The sequence below is a fragment of the Streptomyces panacea genome (genome assembly GCF_040560175.1).
GTDB lineage: Bacteria > Actinomycetota > Actinomycetes > Streptomycetales > Streptomycetaceae > Streptomyces > Streptomyces panacea.
Map to the genome: position 1 here is coordinate 1 of NZ_JARJHW010000281.1, position 6,252 is coordinate 6,252.

A 6,252-nucleotide genomic window follows, 5' to 3' on the forward strand; every position below is an offset into this window, starting at 1 on the left:
AGGGGTGTTCGGGTGGGTGGTCACAGTCCGAGCTCCTTCAGGACGGATTCCACGCGCTTGTCCTCGGCGGCGAGGAAGTCGCCGAATTTGTCGCCGGTGAGGAAGGCGTCGTCCCAGCCGTTCTTCTTCAGCGAGTCCTTCCACTGAGGTGAGGCGTGCAGCTCCTCGAAGAAGGCGATGAGCTTGTCGCGCTGGGCGTCGGAGAGTCCGGGCGGCGCGACGACACCGCGCCAGTTGGTGAAGTCGGTGTCCAGACCCGCCTCGCGCAGGGTGGGCGCGTCCATGCCGGGGGTCCGCTCGGGGCCGGTGACGGCCAGCAGGCGCAGTTCGCCCGCCTCGATCTGGTCGCGGTACTCACCGAGACCGGAGACGCCGAAGGCGACCTTGTTACCGAGGATGGACGCGAGGAGTTCGCCGCCGCCGTCGAAGGGGATGTAGTTGACGGTCTTCGGCGCGATTCCGGCGGCCCGCGCCATCAGCATGGGCGCGAGGTGGTCGGGTCCGCCGGGCGACGAACCGCCGCCGACGGGCAGTTTGGCCGGGTCCTTCTTCCAGGCCGTGACCAGGTCTTCGAGCGTCTTGTACGGGGAGTCCTTGCCCACGACGACGATGTCGGTCTCCTCGCTGATGCGGGCGATCGGCGTCGTGTCGGCGAGGGTCTCGTGCGAGTTGTTGGTCCGTACGGCGCCGACGACGCCGAGGCCCATGGAGACCGCGAGCTTGCCGTTGCCGTGCTCGCTGACGGCCCGGGCGAGACCGACGGTGCCGCCGGCTCCCGGCAGGTTGAAGACCTCGATATTGTGGTTGAGCTCGGCGTCCTCGGCGTTCTTGGCCATGGTGCGGGCGGTGATGTCGTAGCCGCCGCCCGGCGTGTTCGGGACCATGAAGCGCAGGCCGGGTATCTGTGTACCGGTGTCGCCGCCACTGCCCACGGAAAGCAGCGGCGGACCCACCAGCACCAGCAGCGCGGCCCCGAGGAGGGCGAGGGGAGTGCGGAATCGCACGTGTGCCGCCTTTCAGGGAAGCAAGTGGTAAGGCAGTGAGGTGGCCCACATGTTGCCTTCGCGTTAAGAAGCTGTCTCTCTTCCGGAATCAACGGACGTTGTGGTCGTTGCGGTCGCGGCTTAGCGTGACGGCGTGACAAAAGTGCTGGTGGTGGACGATGACTTCATGGTCGCGAAACTGCACGGCCGCTATGTGTCCGCCATGGACGGTTTTGAGGTAGTCGGTGTGGCGCACAGCGGTGCCCAAGCGCTGCGCGCTGCGGAGCTGAACCGACCTGACCTGGTGCTTCTCGACATCTATCTGCCCGACATGGACGGGATAGCCGTGCTGCGCGAGCTGCGGGCGGCGGAGGAGCGGGACGCGACCCGTACGAGCGTGGACGCCCTGTTCATCACGGCGGCGCGGGACGCGGGGGTCATCCGCTCGGCGCTGCGGGCGGGGGCGCTGCACTATCTGATCAAGCCGTTCAGCCAGTCGGCGCTCCAGGAGCAGCTGCGGCACGTGGCGTCGCTGCGGACCCGGCTGGACCGGCTGGGCGAGGCGCGCCAGGAGGACGTCGACCAGATCTTCGGTACGCGCCCGCCGGGTTCCCGTGAACTTCCGAAGGGGCTGGCCGCGCACACGGCGGAGCTGGTCGAGCGCACGCTGCGCCGCCACGCGGAGGGCCTGTCGGCGACGCAGTGCGCGGACGAGGGGGCGCTGTCGCGGGTGAGCGCGCGGCGTTATCTGGAGTACTTCGCCGACACGGGCCGTGCGGAGGTCACGCTCCGGTACGGCGGAACGGGCCGCCCGGAGCGCCGCTACCGCTGGGTCGGCTGACCGGACGCGGGCCGGACCCGCGGGTCACGCGCCCGACTGGATGTCCCCCCGGGTCGACGAGGTGATGGCGTCACCGTGGGCGAAGTCGCCCGGTGGGATGCCCGGATGGTGCCCGTCCCCGTCCCCCTCGGCCGGCACCGCCGCCGGGCCGAGCGTGAGCCGGGAGACGATGCGGTAGCGGTCGCCCCGGTACAGCGAGTGGACGTACTCGACGGGCCGGCCGGTGGTGTCCGAGGTCAGCCGCTCGAAGAGCAGCGCCGGGGAGAGCTCGGGTACGTCGAGCAGCCGCGCCTCCGCGCGGGTGACGACGGTCGGCTCGATGGCCTGTACGGCCTCGTGGACGTGCACCCCGTGGGTGTCCCGCAGATGCTCGTAGAGATCGCCGCTCTCCAGCTCCTGGGCCGTCAGGCCGGGGGCGAGCGCGGCCCGCAGATGCAGATGCTCGATCGCCATCGGGGCGCCGTCGACCAGCCGCAGCCGGGCGACGTAGAGGATGTCCTCGGCGGGTGACATACGGAGCTTGCGGCCGACCCGGGCGCCGGCCTGGTGGGTGGTGAACTCCAGCAGCCGGCTCGACCACGTACCGGCCGCCCGCGGCACGGTCAGGGTGAGGTCCGCGGAGACCAGCTCCTGGGTGATCTTCGCGGGGGCGACGAACATGCCGCGGCCGTGCTCGCGGACCAGCAGCCCGGCGGCCACCAGTTCGTCGATCGCCGAGCGCACGGTGGGCCTCGACACTTCGAGCAGCGCGCACAGGGCGCGTTCGGACGGGATGGCGTCCCCGGGGCTGCGCGACTCGATCAGCTCCAGGACGGCATCACGGGCCCGCTCCCGTTTGAGCACCGTCCCGGGTACGTCGACATCCATGGTGCTGTCCCCCTCCGGACGCCTGTCTCACTCATCACACCTACCAGACTTACCAGTTCACCAAACCAGTGCCCCAACTCGGCCACTGGTCAGGTCAAGTGTAACCGGCCGCCTGGAGAACGAGAACGCCCCGCGTACCGGAGAGATCGTCAAAACCCTTTGCGGCGCAAGGGGTTGACGGCCTCATTGGTCTATGCCACCTTCATCCAGCATCAAGAGATGAGCTGTCCAGTGGGCCCCACTGGTCAGGTGGTCAGGTCTTGCTCTCTCCGAGGTGAATCGTGAAGTACCGCTTGCTCGCCGGTGGCTCCGTGCTGGTCACGGCCGCCGTACTCAGTGCCTGCAGTACGTCCTCCGACTCCGCCGACGGGAGCGGCGACGGACGGACGACGGTCGACGTCTGGCTGATGCGCGACAGCGTCTCGGCCGCGTTCCAGAAGGAGTTCGTCAAGGGATTCGAGGCCGAGCACCCGAAGATCAGGGCCAAGGTCCAGATCCAGGAGTGGGACGGCATCGGCGAGAAGATCACCGCCGCCCTGGCCAGCAACGACGCGCCCGATGTGATCGAGGTGGGCAACACCCAGGTCGCTCAGTTCGCGGCGAGCGGCGGACTGCTCGATCTCAGCGACAGCGAGGCGGAGTTGAAGGGCGAGGACTGGCTGAAGGGCCTCGCCGAGCCGGGTGCGTACGAGGGGAAGCAGTACGGCATCCCGTACTACGCGGCGAACCGGGTCGTCATCTACCGCACCGACCTGTTCGAGGCGGCGGGCGTCGACGCCGCCTCGATCAAGACCCGCGCGCAGTGGATCGAGGCGACCACCCGGCTCAACAAGGGCGATACGCAGGGCATCTATCTGCCCGGCCAGATGTGGTACGCGCTGGGCGGCTTCATCTGGGACGAGGGCGGCGACTTCGCCACCGAGTCCGGCGACGGGTGGAAGGGCGCGCTGGACACACCGGAGGCGCTGCGCGGCATGGAGTTCTACGAACAGCTCCAGGCACTCGGCAAGGGCCCCAAGGACTCCGACGAGGACGATCCGCCGCAGGCCGAGGTGATGGCGAAGGGGCAGGTGGCACAGCTCATCTCGACCCCGGGCGGGGCCAACGCCGTCATCGAGAACAACGCCGGACTCAAGGGAAAGCTGGGCTTCTTCCCGATTCCGGGCAAGAGCGCCGACACCCCGGGCGCCGTCTTCACCGGCGGCTCCGACCTGGTGATCCCGGCCGCGGCCGGCCACCCGGACGAGGCGCTGGCGTTCGTCGAGCAACTGACGGGCGACGCCTGGCAGAAGAAGCTCGCCGTGGCCATGAGCTATGTGCCGAACCGGACCACGCTGGCATCGGCCGTGGCGGACGACCCGGGCGCCTCCGCGATGGCGGTCGGTGCGGCGAACGGGCACGCGACGCCCAACACCCCCGGCTGGGCCGCGGTGGAGGCCGAGAATCCGATCAAGGACTACATGACCGCGGTCCTGGTCGGCGGTGACGCCGCGAAGGAGGCGGCGAAGGCGTCGCGGGACATCACCAGGGCCATGAACGCCGGCTCCTGACTCCCGACTCCCGCGGGCGGTGTCCCACCGAGACGCACCCCCGCCGGGAGGCGCTCCACCGAGTTCCGCCGAGTTCCAAGTCCCGCCGAGTCCCGCCGAGTTCCAAGTCCCGCCGAGTCCCACCGAGAGGAGGCGTGCCGTGCCGGTCATCCGTGAGCGGACCGCACCACGCACCCCCGCGCACAGCCTCTGGCCGTACGCCCTGATCGCACCCGCGATCGGCGGCATGCTGTATCTGCTCGTCTACCCGCTGCTGCGGGCCGTGCTGATCTCCCTCCAGGACTTCGGACTCCGCCAGCTCATCGCCGGGGACGCGGAGTTCGTGGGGCTGCGGAACTACCGGACGCTGCTGTCCGATCCGCGGTTCTGGGACGTGGTCGGCCGCACCTTCCTCTTCATGGCGGTCAACGTCGTCCTGATCATGGCGATCTCCACGCTGGTCGCGCTGATGACCGAACGGCTGGCGAAGGCGGGCCGCACGGTGGTCCTCAGCTCGCTGGTGCTCGCCTGGGCGATGCCGGTCGTCGCCGCCACCACCGTGTTCCAGTGGCTGTTCCACTCCGAGTTCGGCGTCGTCAACTGGGCGCTGACCTCGCTCGGCTTCGACTCGTTCGACCGCTACCCGTGGTTCGCCGACGGCACCGCCGCCTTCGCGATCCTCGTCCTGCTGATCGTCTGGCAGTCCGTGCCGTTCGCCGCGATCACCCTCTACTCGGCGCTCACCACCGTCCCCACCGAGCTGTACGAGTCGGCCCGGCTGGACGGGGCCTCGGGTGCCCGGATCTTCCGCTCGGTCACCTTCCCGACGCTCCGGCCGATCTTCATGCTGGTGTTCTCGCTGGAGGTGATCTGGACGTTCAAGGCGTTCGTCCAGATCTGGGTGATGACCCGCGGCGGGCCGGGCGACGCCACGACGATCCTGCCCGTGTACGCGGTCCAGACGGCGCTCTCCAGCCAGCGCTACGACCTGGGCTCCGCGGCGTCGATGCTCACCGTGGTCCTGATGTCCGGGGTGCTCGTCCTCTACTTCCGCCAGATGCTCCGCCAGGAGGACGAGTCCCGATGACCCTGCCGCGTCCGCGAGTTCGCCGGATCCCGCTGAACGCCGCCGCCGTCGTGACGGTCGTGGTGTGCCTGTTCCCCGTGTACTGGATGATCTCGACCGCCTTCAAGCCGTCGCGTGACATCCAGTCGGCCGATCCCCGACTGGTGCCGCGCACCTGGACGCTGGACCACTTCCGCAGAGCCGTACAGGCCGACGGCTTCGAACTCTTCTGGCGCAACAGCGTCCTGGTCACGCTCGGCGCGGTGCTGCTGTCGCTCCTGGTGGCGCTGGGGGCCGCGTTCGCCGTCGCCCGGATGAGGTGGAAGGGCCGGCGGCAGTTCATGCTGATGGTATTCATCGCCCAGATGGCGCCCTGGGAATCGCTGATCATCCCCATCTACATCATCTCCCGCGACACGAACATGCTCGACCGGCTGCCGACCCTGACCCTGGTCTACTTCATGATCACGCTGCCGTTCACGATCGTGGTGCTCCGGGGTTTCATCGGGACCATTCCGCCCGAGCTGGAGGAGGCGGCGCAGGTCGACGGGTGCACCCGGACCGGTGCCTTCCGGCGGGTGGCCCTGCCGCTGCTCATGCCCGGCCTGATGGCGACCTCGCTCTTCGGCTTCATCACGGCGTGGAACGAGTTCGCCTACGCCAACTTCCTGATCATCAAGGAGCAGGACAACCGCACCCTGCCGGTCTGGCTGTCGTCCTTCCAGAACACGTTCGGCACCGACTGGGGCGCCACCATGGCCGCCTCGACACTCTTCGCCCTGCCCGCGCTGGTGATCTTCCTGCTGCTCCAGCGCCATGTCACCTCCGGCTTCACGGCCGGCGCCGTGAAGGGCTGAGCCGAGCGGCTGTCGGCTCAGCCCGCGAACCGTCCGAGATCCGAACTCCCGGAGGCCACCGCCGTGTCAGCGTCACACCCCGAACCCGCCCTCGTCCCCCGGCCCCGCA

At 69.1% G+C, this 6,252-nt stretch carries 6 protein-coding genes; 4 read left to right on the forward strand and 2 right to left on the reverse strand.

Annotated features, from left to right (window positions below):
* Nucleotides 1–20: 20 nt before the first annotated feature.
* A complete protein-coding gene (locus P3L51_RS34370) occupies nt 21–1,004 on the reverse strand; it encodes a Bug family tripartite tricarboxylate transporter substrate binding protein (RefSeq protein WP_354609285.1) in 984 nt (327 codons plus the stop codon).
* A gap of 166 nt (nt 1,005–1,170) precedes the next feature.
* On the opposite strand from P3L51_RS34370, the gene P3L51_RS34375 reads away from it, so the two are divergent.
* The gene (locus tag P3L51_RS34375; protein WP_435594589.1) at nt 1,171–1,824 is read left to right on the forward strand and encodes a response regulator; all 654 of its coding nucleotides are present in this window, start codon (nt 1,171–1,173) and stop codon (nt 1,822–1,824) included.
* 24 nt (nt 1,825–1,848) lie between these two features.
* Here the strand turns inward: P3L51_RS34375 and P3L51_RS34380 are convergent, their stop codons facing one another.
* Nucleotides 1,849–2,691, reverse strand: coding sequence for a GntR family transcriptional regulator (locus tag P3L51_RS34380; protein WP_354609287.1), 843 nt, complete (start codon nt 2,689–2,691; stop codon nt 1,849–1,851).
* Nucleotides 2,692–2,972: 281 nt separating this feature from the next.
* Between P3L51_RS34380 and P3L51_RS34385 the strand changes: the two genes are divergently transcribed.
* The 3 genes from P3L51_RS34385 to P3L51_RS34395 all read left to right on the forward strand — a co-directional run bounded on the left by P3L51_RS34385 (nt 2,973) and on the right by P3L51_RS34395 (nt 6,143).
* Nucleotides 2,973–4,241 (forward strand): extracellular solute-binding protein, encoded by a 1,269-nt coding sequence (locus tag P3L51_RS34385; protein WP_354609288.1) that lies wholly within the window; start codon nt 2,973–2,975, stop codon nt 4,239–4,241.
* A gap of 139 nt (nt 4,242–4,380) precedes the next feature.
* On the forward strand, nt 4,381–5,307 hold the full coding sequence (locus P3L51_RS34390; protein ID WP_354609289.1) for a carbohydrate ABC transporter permease: 927 nt from the start codon (nt 4,381–4,383) through the stop codon (nt 5,305–5,307).
* The gene (locus P3L51_RS34395) at nt 5,304–6,143 is read left to right on the forward strand and encodes a carbohydrate ABC transporter permease (protein ID WP_354609290.1); all 840 of its coding nucleotides are present in this window, start codon (nt 5,304–5,306) and stop codon (nt 6,141–6,143) included. The genes P3L51_RS34390 and P3L51_RS34395 overlap by 4 nt, the downstream gene beginning before the upstream one ends.
* Nucleotides 6,144–6,252: the final 109 nt, after the last annotated feature.

Coding starts and splice junctions, on each gene's coding strand:
- P3L51_RS34375 (WP_435594589.1), top strand. CDS start 1,171: ATGGTCGCGAAACTGCACGGCCGCTATGTGTCCGCCATGGACGGTTTT.
- P3L51_RS34380 (WP_354609287.1), bottom strand. CDS start 2,691: ATGGATGTCGACGTACCCGGGACGGTGCTCAAACGGGAGCGGGCCCGT.
- P3L51_RS34395 (WP_354609290.1), top strand. CDS start 5,304: ATGACCCTGCCGCGTCCGCGAGTTCGCCGGATCCCGCTGAACGCCGCC.